17 protein-coding genes and 1 pseudogene are annotated in these 16,341 nt (G+C 66.4%); 8 read left to right on the forward strand and 10 right to left on the reverse strand.

What is annotated here, in order from left to right:
- Positions 1 to 38 precede the first annotated feature (38 nt).
- Entirely contained in the window at positions 39 to 1,412 is a 1,374-nt protein-coding gene (locus JD971_RS01680) for a glutamate--cysteine ligase (protein WP_202085529.1), read from the forward strand.
- 42 nt (positions 1,413 to 1,454) lie between these two features.
- On the opposite strand, the gene JD971_RS01685 is transcribed toward JD971_RS01680, so the two are convergent.
- The 4 genes from JD971_RS01685 to JD971_RS01700 all read right to left on the reverse strand — a co-directional run bounded on the left by JD971_RS01685 (position 1,455) and on the right by JD971_RS01700 (position 5,857).
- A complete protein-coding gene (locus JD971_RS01685) occupies positions 1,455 to 2,756 on the reverse strand; it encodes a PQQ-binding-like beta-propeller repeat protein (protein WP_236672354.1) in 1,302 nt (433 codons plus the stop codon).
- Positions 2,757 to 2,815: 59 nt separating this feature from the next.
- Entirely contained in the window at positions 2,816 to 3,616 is an 801-nt protein-coding gene (locus JD971_RS01690; protein WP_202085531.1) for a tetratricopeptide repeat protein, read from the reverse strand.
- A gap of 152 nt (positions 3,617 to 3,768) precedes the next feature.
- Positions 3,769 to 4,863: a glycosyltransferase gene (locus tag JD971_RS01695; RefSeq protein WP_202085533.1), complete on the reverse strand. Its 1,095-nt coding sequence runs from the start codon at positions 4,861 to 4,863 to the stop codon at positions 3,769 to 3,771.
- Between the two features lie 7 nt (positions 4,864 to 4,870).
- Positions 4,871 to 5,857 carry an alpha/beta fold hydrolase gene (locus JD971_RS01700; RefSeq protein ID WP_202085535.1) on the reverse strand — a complete coding sequence of 329 codons (987 nt, stop codon included), beginning with the start codon at positions 5,855 to 5,857 and terminating at the stop codon, positions 4,871 to 4,873.
- Between the two features lie 65 nt (positions 5,858 to 5,922).
- Here JD971_RS01700 and JD971_RS01705 point away from each other — a divergent pair, with 65 nt between their 5' ends.
- Positions 5,923 to 7,329 carry a protein adenylyltransferase SelO family protein gene (locus JD971_RS01705; protein ID WP_202085537.1) on the forward strand — a complete coding sequence of 469 codons (1,407 nt, stop codon included), beginning with the start codon at positions 5,923 to 5,925 and terminating at the stop codon, positions 7,327 to 7,329.
- Between the two features lie 95 nt (positions 7,330 to 7,424).
- Positions 7,425 to 8,828, forward strand: a pseudogene (gene astD, locus JD971_RS01710) (succinylglutamate-semialdehyde dehydrogenase).
- Between the two features lie 88 nt (positions 8,829 to 8,916).
- Here astD and JD971_RS01715 read toward each other — a convergent pair.
- Entirely contained in the window at positions 8,917 to 9,408 is a 492-nt protein-coding gene (locus tag JD971_RS01715; protein WP_202085539.1) for a glycine zipper 2TM domain-containing protein, read from the reverse strand.
- 238 nt (positions 9,409 to 9,646) lie between these two features.
- On the opposite strand from JD971_RS01715, the gene rarD reads away from it, so the two are divergent.
- Positions 9,647 to 10,225 carry an EamA family transporter RarD gene (gene rarD / locus JD971_RS16985; RefSeq protein WP_371809688.1) on the forward strand — a complete coding sequence of 193 codons (579 nt, stop codon included), beginning with the start codon at positions 9,647 to 9,649 and terminating at the stop codon, positions 10,223 to 10,225.
- Between the two features lie 3 nt (positions 10,226 to 10,228).
- Positions 10,229 to 10,570 (forward strand): hypothetical protein, encoded by a 342-nt coding sequence (locus JD971_RS16990; RefSeq protein ID WP_371809689.1) that lies wholly within the window; start codon positions 10,229 to 10,231, stop codon positions 10,568 to 10,570.
- A 37-nt stretch (positions 10,571 to 10,607) separates the two neighbouring features.
- Here the strand turns inward: JD971_RS16990 and JD971_RS01725 are convergent, their stop codons facing one another.
- Complete coding sequence (locus JD971_RS01725; protein ID WP_202085541.1) at positions 10,608 to 11,936, reverse strand: dihydroorotase; 1,329 nt, start codon at positions 11,934 to 11,936, stop codon at positions 10,608 to 10,610.
- 81 nt (positions 11,937 to 12,017) lie between these two features.
- On the opposite strand from JD971_RS01725, the gene JD971_RS01730 reads away from it, so the two are divergent.
- Positions 12,018 to 12,806 carry a folate-binding protein YgfZ gene (locus JD971_RS01730; RefSeq protein ID WP_236672215.1) on the forward strand — a complete coding sequence of 263 codons (789 nt, stop codon included), beginning with the start codon at positions 12,018 to 12,020 and terminating at the stop codon, positions 12,804 to 12,806.
- Here the strand turns inward: JD971_RS01730 and JD971_RS01735 are convergent.
- Positions 12,803 to 13,390 carry a TetR family transcriptional regulator gene (locus JD971_RS01735; RefSeq protein ID WP_202085543.1) on the reverse strand — a complete coding sequence of 196 codons (588 nt, stop codon included), beginning with the start codon at positions 13,388 to 13,390 and terminating at the stop codon, positions 12,803 to 12,805. The two genes, JD971_RS01730 and JD971_RS01735, sit on opposite strands and share 4 nt — an antisense overlap.
- Positions 13,391 to 13,418: 28 nt before the next feature.
- On the opposite strand from JD971_RS01735, the gene JD971_RS01740 reads away from it, so the two are divergent.
- A complete protein-coding gene (locus JD971_RS01740) occupies positions 13,419 to 14,321 on the forward strand; it encodes a metal-dependent hydrolase (protein WP_371809690.1) in 903 nt (300 codons plus the stop codon).
- Here the strand turns inward: JD971_RS01740 and JD971_RS01745 are convergent.
- From JD971_RS01745 to rplU, 3 genes are all read right to left on the reverse strand, one after another.
- Complete coding sequence (locus tag JD971_RS01745; RefSeq protein ID WP_202085546.1) at positions 14,318 to 14,677, reverse strand: hypothetical protein; 360 nt, start codon at positions 14,675 to 14,677, stop codon at positions 14,318 to 14,320. The two genes, JD971_RS01740 and JD971_RS01745, sit on opposite strands and share 4 nt — an antisense overlap.
- A 199-nt stretch (positions 14,678 to 14,876) precedes the next feature.
- Positions 14,877 to 15,146: a 50S ribosomal protein L27 gene (rpmA, locus tag JD971_RS01750; protein ID WP_202085548.1), complete on the reverse strand. Its 270-nt coding sequence runs from the start codon at positions 15,144 to 15,146 to the stop codon at positions 14,877 to 14,879.
- A 40-nt stretch (positions 15,147 to 15,186) separates the two neighbouring features.
- Entirely contained in the window at positions 15,187 to 15,591 is a 405-nt protein-coding gene (gene rplU / locus JD971_RS01755) for a 50S ribosomal protein L21 (protein WP_236672216.1), read from the reverse strand.
- A gap of 183 nt (positions 15,592 to 15,774) precedes the next feature.
- Between rplU and JD971_RS01760 the strand changes: the two genes are divergently transcribed.
- Positions 15,775 to 16,287, forward strand: coding sequence for a hypothetical protein (locus tag JD971_RS01760; RefSeq protein WP_202085550.1), 513 nt, complete (start codon positions 15,775 to 15,777; stop codon positions 16,285 to 16,287).
- Positions 16,288 to 16,341 lie beyond the last annotated feature (54 nt).

Here is a 16,341-nt window from a genome sequence, read left to right on the forward strand (position 1 = left end):
GCTGGCATCGCGGGGCGCGGCGTCCTAACGCGCAGGGCATGAGTACGCGCAAAACCTCTGCCCAAGCCGCGCCGGTCATCGAGAGCCGCGACGCCCTGATCCGCCCGATGGCCGACGGGGAAAAGCCGCCCGAAAACTGGCGCATCGGCACCGAACATGAAAAGCTGGTGTACAAACGCGGCGATCACCACGCGCCCAGCTATGACGAGCCGGGCGGCATTCGCGACATTCTCATGGGGCTGACCGAATTCGGATGGTCGCCGGTGGAGGAGAACGGCAAGGTCATCGCCATGTCCGGCCCCGACGGCACGGTCAGCCTGGAACCTGCGGGACAGCTCGAACTGTCGGGTGCGCCGCTTGAAAACCTGCACGAAACCTGCGCCGAAACCGGGCGCCACCTCGAACAGGTGAAGGCGATCGGCGAACGTTTCGGCGTGGGTTTCCTCGGCGCCGGCATGTGGCCGGACAAGACGCGCGAGGAACTCCCCATGATGCCGAAGGGGCGGTACGACATCATGCGCCGCCACATGCCGCGCGTCGGCAATCTCGGTCTCGACATGATGCTGCGCACCTGCACGATACAGGTGAACCTCGATTACGAGAGCGAGGCCGACATGGTGGCCAAGTTCCGCGTCGGGCTGGCGCTGCAACCGCTGGCGACCGCATTGTTCGCCAATTCGCCGTTTCTGGAGGGCAAGCCGAACGGTTTCCTCTCCTATCGCAGCCATATCTGGTCCGACACCGATCCGCACCGCACCGGCATGCTGCCCTTCGTGTTCGAGGATGGCTTCGGGTACGAACGCTATGCCGATTACATGCTCGACGTGCCGATGTATTTCGTGTTTCGCGACGGGAAATATATCGACGCGGCGGGCCATTCGTTTCGCGATTTCCTCGACGGCAAACTGTCCGTCCTGCCCGGCGAAAAACCGACCGCCGCCGATTGGGAGGACCACATGTCCACCGCCTTTCCCGAGGTGCGGCTGAAAAGCTTCCTCGAAATGCGGGGGGCCGACGGGGGACCGTGGAACCGGATCTGTGCGCTTCCGGCGCTCTGGGTGGGGATCCTTTACGACCGGACCGCGCTCGCCGCGGCGTGGGATCTGGTCAAGGGCTGGACCATGGCCGAGCGTGAGGAACTGCGCGACGCGGTGCCGAAAATGGGGCTGACCGCGCCCTTGCCGGGGGGCGGCACGCTGCGCGACATCGCGGGCGAGGTGCTATCCATCGCGCGGGCCGGATTGTCCGCACGCGACCGCCGCAATGCGAGCGGGGACAACGAAACGGGCTTTCTCGAACCGCTGGACGAGGTGGTGCGCAGCGGAAAGACGCTCGCCGACAAATGCCTCGACCTGTATCACGGCGAGTGGAACGGCGACGTGTCGCGCATCTACGGCGCGAAGAGCTTCTGATCATGGCGCGTCCGGCGCGACACGCCGGACGCGGACCATGGCTTAGCGAAAGGCGGTGATCCGCCCGCTTTCGTCCAGCACGTAAAGCGTGTTGTTCGCGACCACCGGGGCCAGCGATACGCCGGCGTTGAGTTCCGCAACCCTTGTCGCCTCGCCATCGGCGGCATTCACGGCCCATAGCTCGCCGCGCGAATTCGCAATCCACAACCGCTCCCCCGCGAGCACCGGCCCGGACCAGAAGATCTCGCCTTCCTTGTTCTTCGGCTTGCGATAATGGGCAAGCTGCGCGATCCAGCGGACCTTGCCGGTCGCGCGGCTGATCGCCAACATCCGCGCATCGTCGGTAAGCGTGAAGATCCAGTCGCCCGCAACCGCAGGCGTCGAAATCCCCGCGAGGTTGAGCTCCCAGATACGCTGCCCGGTGACGAGCTCGTAAGCCGCCATGCGCCCGCCCTGGCCCAGCGCATAGACGCGGCCCGAATCGATGATCGGATCGGCGTCGATGTCGGTCAGCGTGCCGACGGATGTCGAAATGCTGGTCCGCGAAAGCGCGTCGGCCCACAGGTTGCGCCCGTTTTCATAGCGATAGGCGATCAGCTCTCCCGAGGAATAGCCCGCGATCACCGTGCCCTGCCCCGCCGCGGGCGCCGCCACGCCGAACACGCCCGACTGGCCCGAAGAGCCTGCCTCGGTCCAGTTCTGCGACCCGTCCTGCGAATCCAGCGCATAGATCCGGTTGTCCTGCGTCATCACGAACACCTCGCCGAACGCGAGCGTGGGCGCCCCGCGCAGCGGCGAATTCAGGTTCACGCGCCAGATTTCGGCACCCGTCTGCGCGTCGAGCGCGGCAACCTCGCCAAGGCCCGTGGTCGCATAGACGCGCCCTTCACCATAGCTGACCCCGCCGCCGAACAGCGAATTGCTGCCCGCGCCTTCGGATTCGAGCGAATGCTGCCACAGGCGCGCGCCGGTATCCGCATCGAACGCCTGCACCGTTCCCGCCGTGTCATAGACGAACATGATGCCATTGCCGATGACCGGCGACGCGGCCAGCCGGCGGCGCGTATTGCCCCCGGCAATATCGACCGACCAGGCCCGGCTCGGCGAAGCGGACAGCGCGAGATGGCCGTAGCTTTTCGAGGCCGATCCGCCTGCCTGCGCCCATTCGGCGTTCACCTGCTGCGCCGGGAGCACGACCGGCACGTTGGCCAGCGCCGGGTCCACCTTCGCGCCGCTCTCGATCTTGGACAGGATCGGGGTGCGATTGCCGACCGTCGGCGTGGTTTCGGGGTCGCCCTTGTCAAAAACGCTGCACGCGCCGAGCGAGACGGCAAGCACGGCCATCGCCGCACCGCGCAGCAAACCTGCGCCGCGCCGGCGGGTCGATGTCGGAAAATATGTGTTCAAAACCTGCATCCGATCCTCTTACGGCCGCGCCTTGCGGCGCTGCCTTGTATGATATCCTCGACGACCTGCTGCGGATCGTCGACCGCGTCGGTGCCCAGCACGCCGGCCATCTGCCGCGCGCGGGCACGCAGCGATTGCGGCACGTCGTCCTCGCGCGCGATCTGCGCGAACATGGCGCCAGCCTCGTCCTCGTTGCCCTGCTTGATCTGTGCCATGGCGACCAGCTCGCCCGCGCTGCCGAAGAACGGATTGCCGGGCGCCGCGATCGGGCCCAGCCGCGCGATCACATCGGCAGGTTCCATCGCGTCGAAATTAGCCGAAACCGCCCGCAGCCGCGCAAGATCGCGCAAGGCTTCGGGGGCATCGGCATCGTCGGCAACGAGGTCGAACAGTCGCGTCGCCTCCGCCGCATCGCCCTGTTCAAGCGCGATGCCCGCCGCCGCCATGCGGGCAGGCGTGCGATAGCCCGCAATGTCGGACTCCAGCAACGGGGCAAGCCGCTCGCTCGCCTCGTCAAGCCGATTCGCATCGATGCGATCCATCGCGAGCGTCAGTTCGACCGCATCGGCCTCCGCCTCCGCGACTTGGCGCCCGTGCCACCAGACGTAGCCGCCCAGCCCGATAATCACCAGAACCGCGACGATGAGCGCCGGCACGCCATAGCGGCGCATCGCGCTCTGCATCCGGTCCTGCCGCACGGCTTCGTCCACCTCGCGGCGGAACACGTCTTCCTGCGCCTTTTCCTGGCGGGCGAGGGCCTGCTGCCGGTCTTCGGGGGTTTTCGGGCGAAGCGCCAAGTTCATTGCCTTTCATGCGGTCGGTTCGCGCGGGGTCTAGGCGGCGCGACAGGGCTTTTCAATCGCCAATCCCTCTCGCCCATCCGGCCCCTGCATAGAGCGGTTAGCCCCTGAACCCGCGATGAAAGGGCAAACCGCCGCCGCGGCGCCGCTCAATCGAGATGCGGGATGTCGAGCAGCCCGGCGATCAGCGCGTGATACCCCGCGGGATCGGCGCGTTCCTTGCCATAAGACGCATTGGCCGCGCCCGCCTCCGCCGCATTGTCGCCCGCGACCATACGGGACAGCGCATCACGCAGGCCGTCGCCACCCTTTGCCCCGACAAGCCCGAACCGGCTTTCGGGCGGCAGCAGTTCGGACAACGCCCGCGGCCCGCGCACGAGCACGGCGGAACCGGCCGCCATCGCCTCGGCCATGCCCACCGGCACCCCGCCGTCCGACGCGCACAGGACAACGTCGTAAAGGCCAGCGAAATCGGACGGCCCCGCAACCCTGTCGGTGGTCAGCACGCGGTCCTGCATCGCATCGGCCTCCGCCCGCGCGACGAGCGGCGCCGTCTCCTCGCGCGTCCCGAACAGCACCAGCCGCCAGTGATCCGCCATTTGCGGCAGCGCCCCCAGCACCGCATCGGCCACCGGCGCGACATCGCATGCCCGCGCCGCGATCCACCGTTCCGCCCCCCGTTTTACCAGCCGGGGCATCGCATCGGGGCGCGGTTTCGCGCGCGGCGCCGACGGGAACAGCGGGGGCAGGATCTGCAGGCTGCCCGCAGGGGGCGACCAGGCGCGCGCGAATTCGGCCGCGCTGTCCATGGTCGGCACCACGATCGCGGGCGTTCGGGCAAAAGCGAGGCGCCTGCGAAAATCGTGCAGCATCCCGCCGGCGAACCCGGCCACCCCGTCGTGCAGATGGAGCAGCGGCGGCAGGCCTAGCTGCCCGGCGAAAAACGTATGCGCCATGACCGGGTTCAACGCCCTGTCGCCATGCGTCACGACGAGATCGTAGCCGCGCATCGCCCGCGCCATCCGCGACAGCCGACCCAGCCCCGCAACACCCGAAAGCACAGGGAAATCAGGGCGGTAAAGCTGCAACCTCGACGCCGTATCATCATCGGCGAAAGGCGAATGGTTCTGCATCTTGGGCGGGAGGCCGCGGATCAACCGCGCCGACCACGCCATCGCATCGGCATCGATACCCAGGTGCAGCAGCTTGCGCACCTTGAAAACCTTGATCTTCTTCTTCGCCATGACAGGATCAGCCCGTTCGTTGCAGCAGCGCGGCGATGGCCTCGCGCGACTGCGGTTCGTCGAGCGTGGGCGCATGGCCGGTTCGCGGCACGGTGACAAGCGCAACCTCGGGCCAACGCTCCGCCATCTTCGCGGCGGTTGCGGGCGAAAGCAGGTCCGAATTCTCCCCGCGCAGCACGAGCACGGGCCGCCCCGAAAGCGCGTCGAATCCGGGCCAGAGCGAAACGGGCGCCGGCGCGTCATCCTCCGACCGGTCATCATCGCGGGCAAAGGCATCGGCGATGCGGGAATCGTAATCGAACCCGATCCGCCCGTTATTGCCCATCACCATCAATCGTTTCGCATGGGCCAGCCATTCGTCGAGGCCCCAGTCGGGATAGCATTCGCCCTGGCTTTCCTGCAACGCGCGGGCCGCGTGCATCCATGTCGGATAATTGCGCCCCTGCCCGACATATCCAGCGATGCGGTCAAGTCCCGCCTGCTCGATCTCCGGTCCGATATCATTGAGCACGGCGCCCGCGACCTGTTCCGGTTGGCTCAGCGCGTAAAGCATGGTCACGATCCCGCCGAGCGAGGTGCCGATGAACACCGCGCGCGCGATCCCTTCCTGTGCGAACAGTCCGGCGATGTCTTGCGCGTAGGTGACGGGGGTGTAGCTCGCCGCATCGCGCGGTTGTTCGCTCAACCCCCGGCCCCGCAATTCGGCGACGAGCACGCGGCGGTCCTCCGCAAGCGTTTCGGCAAGCGATTCGAAATCGCGCGCATTCCGGGTCAGCCCCGGAATGCAGAGCGCAGGCAGCGCGTCCGATCCCTCCGGCCCCTCGTAATCGCGGTAGTGGAGTTGCAGGCCATCATCGCTTTCCCAGAACCTGTCGATATAGGGCGCCGCCCTGCCCGGATCGCTCGCCGGCTCGGTCTGGGTTTCGCGTGTGTCGCGCGGGGTGTCGGTCAATTTCGTATCCTGATCGTCGTGGGCGGGGCGGTGGGCAGCCATGCGTTTAGCGTGCCTTTCTTCAAAAGAGAATTGCACGATGGCGGGCACGTCCCCACTATCGCGGGATGCAAGGCGATCCGCAAACAGCCCGCTATCGGCCCGAAACGCCGATCCTGTCCATCGCATCGTGGATCGCCGACCCGGTCGAGGCGGCGAGATTTCCGGCGCATACCCTGCGTTTCCGTAACGACCGTGCGGCGCGGGAGGTGGGTCTTGCCGATATGTCCGACGCGGACTGGATCGCGCATTTCGGGCGGTTCGGATCGCTTGCCGACAATCTCCCGGCCCCGCTCGCGCTGCGCTATCACGGGCATCAGTTTCGCAATTACAATCCGGACATCGGCGACGGGCGCGGTTTCCTGTTCGCACAGATGCGCGACGGCGGCGGCAGGCTCATGGATCTCGGCACGAAAGGCTCGGGACAGACACCCCATAGCCGGTTCGGCGACGGTAAGCTCACGTGCAAGGGCGCGGTGCGCGAGATCCTCGCGACCGAGATGCTGGAGGCGCTGGGCGTTCACACCTCGCGTACGTTTTCGGTGATCGAGACGGGCGAGAGTCTCGAACGCGGCGACGAACCCTCGCCTACGCGCAGTGCGGTGATGGTGCGGCTGAGCCACGGCCATATCCGCATCGGCAGTTTCCAACGGCTCGCCTTCCTGCGTGAGGAGGACCATCTGCGCGCCCTCACCCACTATGCGCTCACCCACTATCCCGGCCCGCCGCCGCCCGAGGACGCACCGGGACGCGACGATCCGGCGGTTCGACTGGTACATCTCGTCGTCGAACGACTCGCGGATCAGGCCGCATCCTATGCCGTGGCGGGTTTCGTGCATGGCGTGCTCAACACCGACAACATGAATGTGTCGGGCGAAAGTTTCGATTACGGGCCGTGGCGCTTCCTGCCGCAATGGGATGCTGCGTTCACCGCCGCCTATTTCGACAGGGAGGGGCTCTACGCCTTCGGGCGGCAGGGCGATGCGCTCCACTGGAACTGTGCGCAGCTGGCCATCGCGCTGCGCCCCATATGCGAGGCGGAGCCGCTCATCGCCGCGCTCGACCGTTATGCCGCATTGTTCACCGCCGCGGTCCGGCGCCGGTTTGCCTGGCGGCTCGGCGTTCGTAATTGCGATGACGACACCGCCGCCGCACTGGTGAGCGAAGGCGAAAAGGCCATGCGCGCGACCGGCATGCAGCCCGATGCGTTCTTTCACGCCGCGCGGACGGACCGGTTGCCGCCCGATGCCGCCGATTTTGCCGCGGTCGTGTCCGGAACCGACAGGGTGGCCGATACGCACCCCTACTGGTCGGAGGAGACGGCGCAATCCATGCTGATCGAGGAGGTCGAGGCCATCTGGGCCGCGATCGACCGGGACGACGACTGGACCCCTCTCCATGCGAAGGTCGAGGCCGTGCGCCGCATGGGCGATGCGCATGGCGATGCGCCCCGCCCCGCCGGACAGCCGCAATGATGGGCGTGCAATTCGGCGCGCCATGCCCATATGGATGCACCTGAAACCAGTTTACGCCCGTGACGAACGGGCCTGCGATAAAAAGAGGATTGCACGTGACCGCCCCCATCGTTTCGACCGAACCCGCCACCGACGAAGAAATCGCCCGCATTGCCATCGGCGATGTCGATGCGGCGCTTACCCGTGCGCGCGATGCCTTTCCCGACTGGGCCGCGCGGGGCACCGATGCGCGGATCGCGATCCTGCGCCGCTTTGCCGATGAGGTGCGCGACGATGCGGAGGATTTCGCAAGGCTCATCGCGCGCGAGACGGGCAAGCCGTTCTGGGAAGCGAAGACCGAGGTGTCGGCCGTCGTCGCCAAGGTCGAGATTTCGGTAAAGGCGCACGAGGAACGCACCGGCACGCGCGCGCTGGACGGGGCGGCGACGGGCGCGCTGCGGCATAAACCGCATGGCGTGATGGCGGTGCTCGGCCCGTATAATTTTCCGGCGCATCTGCCCAATGGCCATATCGTGCCGGCGTTGATCGCGGGGAATGTCGTGATCTTCAAACCGTCGGAAAAAACCCCCGCGGTGGGCCAGCGCCTCGTCGAATATTATCACCGCGCGGGCGTGCCCGCCGATGTCGTGCAATTCCTGCCCGGCGGGGCGGAGGAAGGCCGCGCGCTTACCGGCGATGCCCGCATCGACGGGGTGCTGTTCACCGGGTCGTCCACCACCGGCATCGCCATCAACAAGGCGCTGGCCGACCGGCCCGGCATCATCACCGCGCTCGAAATGGGGGGCAACAATCCGCTGATCGTGTGGGACACCGACGATCTCGACGCGGACGCGACGATCATCGTGCAATCGGCCTATACCACGGCGGGACAGCGGTGCACCGCGGCACGGCGGCTGATCGTGCGGGACGATCTGCACGATGCATTGATGGAGCGGCTGCTGCCGATGGTGGACCGCATCATCGTGGGCGCCCCGTTTGACGAGCCGCAGCCTTTCATGGGCCCGGTCATCGACAATCATGCGGCCTAAGGGTTGATCTCCGCCTATGATGCGCTGGTGGCGAAGGGCGCGCGCGTCGTGCGTCCGCTCCGCCGGGTGGCGGAGGGCAAGCCGATGCTGACCCCTGCGATCCTCGACGTGAGCGATGTGGCCGACCGGCCCGACGACGAATTGTTCGGCCCGTTGCTACAGATCATTCGCGTCGCCGATCTCGATGCCGCGATCGATGCGGCGAACGACACTGCCTACGGGCTTTCGGCATCGCTCGTCGGCGGAAGCCGGGCGGATTACGAACGGTTCTGGCAATTGTCGCGCGCGGGGATCGTGAACTGGAACAAGCCGACGAATGGCGCATCCTCCGCCGCGCCGTTCGGCGGCACCGGGCTTTCGGGCAATCATCGGCCCGGCGCCTATTACGCGGCGGATTACTGCTCCTATCCCGTCACCAGCACCGAGGCCGACACCCCCGAGGCCGCGATTCCCGTCGGACTGAAGGACTAAGACCGCACGCGAAAAGACGCCGCTCCCCGAAGGGGAAGGCGCGGCGTCTCCTCATCCGACCACACGGGCCGAAACGATCAAATTGTTATCAGCGGCAGCGCGAATTGCTGCGGTCGATCTCGCGGCCGAGCAGCGCACCGCCGGCGGCCCCCAGAATCGCGCCGAGCGTGCGGTCACCGCGCCCTGCGATCTCGTTACCGATCAACCCGCCGACCGCGCCGCCGATCAGCAGGCCGGTCGTGCCGTTTTCCTTGCGGCAATACACGCGGCCATCGTCACCGCGCCACACGCGGGTGTCGCGGCGCACCGGCTCGCCATAGCTGCGATAGCGGTCGTCATAGCGGCGATCGTCATAACGGCGGTCGTCGTAACGTCCGAAACGGCCATTGTTCCACCGGTCGCGGCGGTCCTTGCGATGCTGCACGGCTTCGTCCGCGGCGCCGGGCAATGCGTACTGGCTCACGACCTCGGCACTCGCATGGGTGGGGAAGGTCGCGGCCTGCGCGGCGGGCGCGGACAGTGCGACGGCCGGGATGGCGGCGGCCAGTGCGACATTGCGGAACATTGCGATGCGGGTCATGCGATTCTCCATTCTTTCCGGACTTCCGGGCAAGTGACGGGATAGCCTTGCCGGTTCCGATTGCTCATTTGGCACGTTCATAAATATCTGAACTTTTATGAACGTTAAACGAACGGAGATGCAGTTTTTAAAAAGTTTTTAATGTTTCGGCTTTGCCTATCGCGATGCTGATGCCTAAGCGCCGCGCCATGACGCGCGTTTCACCCCGCAGGACTGCCATGTCGAAGATGACTGCACGATGACTGAACCCGCCACCGCAGCGCCGGTGCGCAGCGGCCTGCCCTATGCCATCGGCGCCTATGGGATGTGGGGGATTTTCCCGCTCTACCTCGTCCTGCTCAACGCGGTCAGCCCGTGGGCGCTGGTCGGCTGGCGCATCCTGTGGACCTTGCCGCTGTGTGCGATCATGTTGAGCGTGGCGGGACAGTGGGGCGCGATCCGGGCCGCGCTGCGCGACCGCCGCGTCCTGATCGCGATGGTCGGCAGCTCCGCTTTGATCAGCGTGAACTGGCTCGTGTATATCTACGCGGTGCAGAGCGGGTCGTTCTACGCAGCGAGCCTTGGCTATTACATCAATCCGCTCGTGAACGTGCTGCTCGGCACGGTCGTGCTCAAGGAACGGTTGAGTAAGCTGCAATGGCTTGCCGTCGGGCTGGCCGCGATCGGCATCGCGATTCTCGCATGGGAAGCGGAGGCGACCTTGTGGATCAGCCTCGTGCTCGCCTTTTCCTTTTCGACCTATGGCCTCATTCGCAAGACGGTGGCCATCGCGCCGCTGCCGGGGTTGACGGTGGAGGTGATCCTGCTTGCGGTGTAAGCTGTGGCCGCGGTCGCGCTCGCGCCCGCGGGCACGGCGCAGTTCGGCGATTCGCTGTCGATCTCGCTGCTCCTGGTGGGTGCGGGCGCGATGACGACCTTTCCCTTGCTGATGTTCGCGACCGCGGCGCGCCGGATGAGCTATTCCGCGCTCGGCTTCGTGCAGTTCCTCGCGCCGACGATCGTGTTCCTGCTCGCCATGTTCGTGTTCGATCAGCCGCTTCTGATTGCGCAGCTGGTCTGCTTCGTCTTCATCTGGACGGCGATCGCGCTGTTCTGCACCGACATCGTGAAACGCGGCAACGCCACCCGCCGCGCCGCCCGCCAAAGAAAACTGCCCGTATAAAACCGCGAGGCCGAAGCCGCGCGCCTTTCCGCGCGGCCTAGAGCGCGCCTGCGAAGCGCAACGGTTCGCCTGTCGCGCGCTCGCCCAGTTGCCCGTCCCACATGGCGGTGTGCCCGCGGATGATCGTGCCGACGACGCGCCCCTTCAGCTCCATGCCCGTAAACGGCGACCAGCCGCAGCGCGAGGCGAGCCATTCCTCGGTAATCGTGAAGGAGCCCTTGCGGTCGATCACGGTGAAATCGGCGTCGTAACCGGCGGCGATGCGCCCCTTGCCGACCAGGCCGAAGATCCGCTGCACCCCCGCGCTGGTCATGTCGATCAGCCGGTCGAGAGTCATGCGCCCCTCCGCCACATGGTTCAGCATCAGCGGCAGCAGCGTCTGCACCCCCGGCATGCCCGACGGCGCATCGGGATAGGGTTTCGCCTTTTCCTCCGCCGTGTGCGGCGCATGGTCGGAGCCGAGCACGTCGGGCACGCCCTGCTGCAACCAGTGCCACAGCCCGTCGCGATGCGCGGCGCTGCGGATCGGGGGGTTCATCTGTGCATGGGTGCCGAGCCGGGGATACGCATCCTCCGCCGCGAGCGTGAGATGTTGCGGCGTAACCTCGCAGCTGGCGATGTCGCGATGCTTGCTGATCTCGGCCAGCTCCGCCGGGGTGGTCACGTGCAGGATATGGATCGGGCGATTCGCCGCGCGCGCGATGCGCAGGATGCGGCGGGTGGCGAGCATCGCGCTTTCATCGTCGCGCCATACCGGATGGGAGGACGGATCGTTCGGCACACGCTCGCCCTTCCGCGCATTCATGCGGTCCTCGTCCTCGGCATGGATGGCGACGCGGCGCACCCCGGAATTGAGCACGCGGGCCAGATTGTCGTCGTCCGACACCAGCAGGCTGCCGGTGGACGCGCCCATGAAGATCTTCACCCCCGCCGTGCCGCGCATCCGCTCCAGCTCGGCCAGATGTTCCGCATTTTCGGCCGTCGCCCCGATGTAGAACGCATGGTCGCACCACATGCGGTGATGGGCGCGCGACAGCTTGTCCGTGATGCGTTCGGCGGTATCGGTATTGGGGTTGGTGTTCGGCATTTCAAAGACCGCGGTGATTCCGCCCAGGACCGCGGCGCGGCTTCCGGTTTCGAGGTCTTCCTTGTGCTCCAGCCCCGGTTCGCGAAAATGGACTTGGCTGTCGATGACGCCGGGCAGGATGTCGAGCCCGGTGCAATCCACGCTGCGCACCCCGGGGAAATGGCCGATGCCCACGATCTTTCCGTCGCGAATGCCGACATCGCGCTCGACGGGACCAGATGGCGTGTGGACGGTTCCCCCGCTAAGGGACCATTCGGGCGTGTCATGCGTATCGTTCATGCCATAGCGATAGACGGCCCCGGCCCGTTGGCCAAGACCTGCCGCGCCCTATCGGACAAGAGACCGCAAGGAAGGACCGAAATGCCCCACGATTCCCGCTCGCCCGCCCCCGCGCCGATGCGCGGGCTGGCCACCCGCCTGTGCGAACGTGCCGTCATCCGGCTTTCGGGCGACGACGCGGTAAGCTTTCTTCAGGGGCTGATTACGACCGACGTGACGAAATCGCTCCCTGTGTGGGCTGCGCTGCTTTCGGCGCAGGGCAAGGTGCTGTTCGATTTCTTCGTCTGGCTTTCGGGCAAGGACATGCTGATCGATTGCGAGGCGGAGCATACCGAGGAACTGATCCGGCGGCTCTCGCTCTATCGCCTGCGCCGCAAGATCGACATCGCGGTCGATCCGAAGGTTACCGTCCACTGGAACGCGCATCCGGGCGACGGCGGGGCGGACGATCCGCGCCTGTCCGCGCTCGGTCAACGCTGGCTCGAACCTGTCGACGAAAGCGATGCGGCATGCGCCGATGCGGCCTATCGCGAACATCGGCTCTCGCTCGGCGTGACGGAAGGGCGCGCGGAACTCGGCCATGATCAGACGCTCTGGCTCGAATGCAATGCCGGCGAACTCCACGGGGTGAGTTTCGACAAGGGTTGCTATATCGGGCAGGAAAACACGGCGCGAATGAACTGGCGGCAGAAGGTGAACCGGCGGCTGACCGTGGTGCCGATACAGCTTTCGGACGAAAAGCGGCGGCGCATCGCCTATGACGATCTCGGCCTTGCGGTGGATCACCGGCGGGTCGACGATATCGATGCGGACCGCGCGCCGCGCTGGATGGCGAAGGCGCTGGAGGCGGGCAACGCTGACCCGGCCTAAACGCAGGCGATCGCCTCGTCCGGGAGCATGGCGAGCAATTGCCGCTCCGCCATGTCGCGCGCGGCATCGCCGGGAAGGGCGAGCGAGGCGGCCAGCGCATCGCCCATTGTCGCCTGACCGAGCGCCAGCAGCACGAGCATCATCGTCGCCTCCCGGATGGGGCGCGTATCCTCACCCGGCGCGATATTGTCGACGAGCGTGTGAATCGCCTCGAACACGGGGTCGAGCGCATCCTCGTTCCCCGAAAGCAGCATCCAGCTCGCCAGCGCGCCCGCCCCCTCGCGCCCGAACGCATCGAAGACCAGATCGACCACCTCGCGCGCGCTCCCGTGCCCGGCCCGGCGCGCGGCGATCGCCTCTGCAATGATCGTGCACACCGTCGTCGCGAGATAGCCGGCCAGCGCTTTTTGCAGGCCCGCCGCGCTTCCGAAATGGTGGAGGAGGTTGGAATGGGTGCGCCCGATCCGGCCCGCGACCGCCTTCAACGTGACGGCCTGCGGCCCGCTTTCGACGAGCAGCGCGCGCGCCGCATCGAGCGCGGCACGGCGGCTGTCTTCGGGGCTCAGGCGCTTCCTTATTGACATCTATGTAAGTCCATCCCATTCTCTGGTCATGGCCCATAGCAACATCACGCCCGATTTGACAGCGACCGCACCGGCCGGCCTGATGCCGCCCGTCGCGATCCAGATTCGCAACCGCCGGTTCAAGCGCGGCGAGCCGGCGCAACGCTGGTGGGCGGGGGGCGATCCGTTCGCGACCGCCGTGTTCAATTCGCTGTCGATCACCTTTCCCAAGGGCGAGGCCTATTTCATCAGATCGGTGAAGGCGCATCGCAAGGGCGCCCCACCCGAGCTCGCCGCGCAGATCCGCGATTTCGTGACACAGGAAGTCAATCACACGCGCGAGCACGTCGCCTTCAACAAGGCGGTGACGAACGCAGGCTACGACATCGCCGATTTGGAGCGGCAGGTGGACGAGGATCTTGCCGAGGCGCGACAGCGGCCGGTGATCTTCAATCTCGCCGCGACCATGGCGCTCGAACATTTTACGGCGATGTTCGCCCATCAATTGCTCGCCGATCCGCGCCATCTGCGCGGAGTCGAAGGCGATGCGGCCTATCTGTGGCGCTGGCACGCGGTCGAGGAGATCGAGCACAAGGGCGTCGCCTACGATACCTACGCCCATGCCACGCGCGACTGGAGCCGGTGGAAGCGCTACAAGCTGAAATCGGTGATGATGCTGCTGGTGACGAAGAATTTTCTGTCGCGGCGGTATCGCGGGGCGATCGAACTGCTGCGTCAGGACGGCATCACCGGCCCGCGCGCGCATCTCGGCGTGCTGCGCCATGCGTTGCTCTCGCCGGGCATCCTGCGCAAGGCGATCCCGGACTGGCTATCCTATTTCAAGCCGGGCTTTCACCCCTGGAACCTCGACGACAGCCATCTGCTCGCACGCTATGACGCGGGGGCCGACACGGTCGCCCCCCACGCGGCCGGCGACACCGCCGCGGCCTAGGCGGCGATAAGGTCCGGCGTACGCATCACGCGCTGCCCGCCGTCCGGCGAGGGCAGAACCTGCGTCAAGCTGGCAAGCGCCGCCTCGATCTCCGCATCGAGACCGAGATTGCGATAGGCCGGGGCGAGCCAGGCCGCCCTTTTCCACCCGTTCCCATGCGCGCGCAGCGTCGCCGCGCCGATGATCCGTGCGCCCGCATGCGGCATCGTCACGACGAGCGCGTGCCGCTCCGCATCGTGCGCGGGGTTCGACCCGGGCGGAGGGTCGAACGCCGCCGGCGCGTTCAGATGGTGCAGACGCGGCGCATCCTCGACCCAGGCAGGCCGCAGGAACAGGGTTTCGCTTCGGATGAACACTTCGCTTCTCCCGGATACAGGGCACGTATAGCCGCCCTGCATTGCAATCATGTGGCAGCGGGAATGCTGCCGCAGGCGGATTTCGGGAAGAGCCAAGAAAAAAGGGAGACGGAGCCTGTGGCCCCTCTCCCCTGTTTCGTCCGGCTGCGTCATACGCCGGAAGGGCCACCCCGTCGGGACGGCCCATATACGACCGTCGTTATTCGGCAGCTTCTGCCATGACATCGACGGATACGTATTTGCGGCCTAGCTTGCCGTCATGGAAACGCACGCGACCTTCGCCCAGCGCGAACAGCGTGTGGTCCTTGCCGATGCCGACATTGGTGCCGGGATAGAACTTCGTACCGCGCTGACGCACGATGATGTTGCCGCCGATGACGTTCTCGCCGCCGAACTTCTTGACGCCGAGGCGGCGGCCAGCCAGATCGCGACCGTTGCGCGAAGAGCCGCCTGCTTTTTTATGTGCCATGGTGAACTGTCCTTCGAATTATCGGGTTCGCGGCGCGGGCTCAGGCCGCGTCGTCGGTCTTTTTCGCGGCCTTCTTGGCACCGCTCCCGACCGAGGTGATGCGCAGGAGGGTCATCTGCTGACGGTGGCCCTGCTTGCGGCGATAGTTGTGACGGCGACGCTTTTTAAAGACGACGACCTTCTCCGACTTCGCCTGCGCGATGATTTCCGCCGAAACGGTCACCTTGCCGGCATCCGAAAGCTCGGCACCTTCGTAAGCCAGCAGGACATCGCCCAGCGTGATCGTGTCACCGGCCTCGCCAGCCAGCTTCTCGACAGCGATCTTGTCTCCCTCGGCGACGCGATACTGCTTGCCGCCAGTGCGCACGATTGCGAACATGTTAGTCAAATCCGTTTCTTGCTGCCCTTCACGATCCTTACGCGGAATACGACCGATCGGTCCCATCCCAGGCAAAAGAATCGCTACGGGCAATGAACCGGCATAGGCACCGCCATGTGCGCACCGCCGGATTGAGTGGCGCCCGATACGCAACATCGCCGCCCGTGTCAACGCGTAAGGGGGCGAAAAGCGCGCATGATCCGACGGAACGCTTCCCACGCGGGCGGGACATGCTATGGCACGAAACCCATGTCGATACAGCCCCGCCCCGCCCTGCTCGCCCTTTCGATCGCCGCCGCCTCCCTTGCCGGATGTGCGAAGGATACAGGGGAGTATCCCTCGCTCGAACGCAGGCCCATCGAACGCGCCGGCGCGATCGGTGCGCCGACCCCGCCGCCGCCGCCCGCGCCGCTATCCCCCGAATTGCCGGCCCGTCTCGACACTCTCGCCGCGCAGGCGCGTGCGGCCCATGCGCGTTTCGTGGATCAGTTGCCCGCCGCCCGCCGCCGCATCCGCGAAGGATCGCGCGCCCCCATCGGCAGCGACGCCTGGGGCGATGCGCAGGTCGCGCTCGCCAGCCTTCAATCGGCGCGGAGCCAGACCATGCTGCCGCTGGCCGATCTCGACCTGCTGCTCACCGAACGCGCGGCGCAGGAGCTGGCGCGCGATGTGACGCGAATCGTCGCGACGCGCGACATGGTGGCCGCACTCGTCGCCGAAGAGGATGCCGCGCTCGGCGCGCTCGTCCCGGCGCGCCCATGAAAAAAGGCGCGGAACCGGAAGGATCCGGTCCGCGCCAGGGGGGAGAGAACTGTA

The sequence above is a fragment of the Croceicoccus sp. YJ47 genome, assembly GCF_016745095.1.
Classification (GTDB): Bacteria; Pseudomonadota; Alphaproteobacteria; order Sphingomonadales; family Sphingomonadaceae; genus Croceicoccus.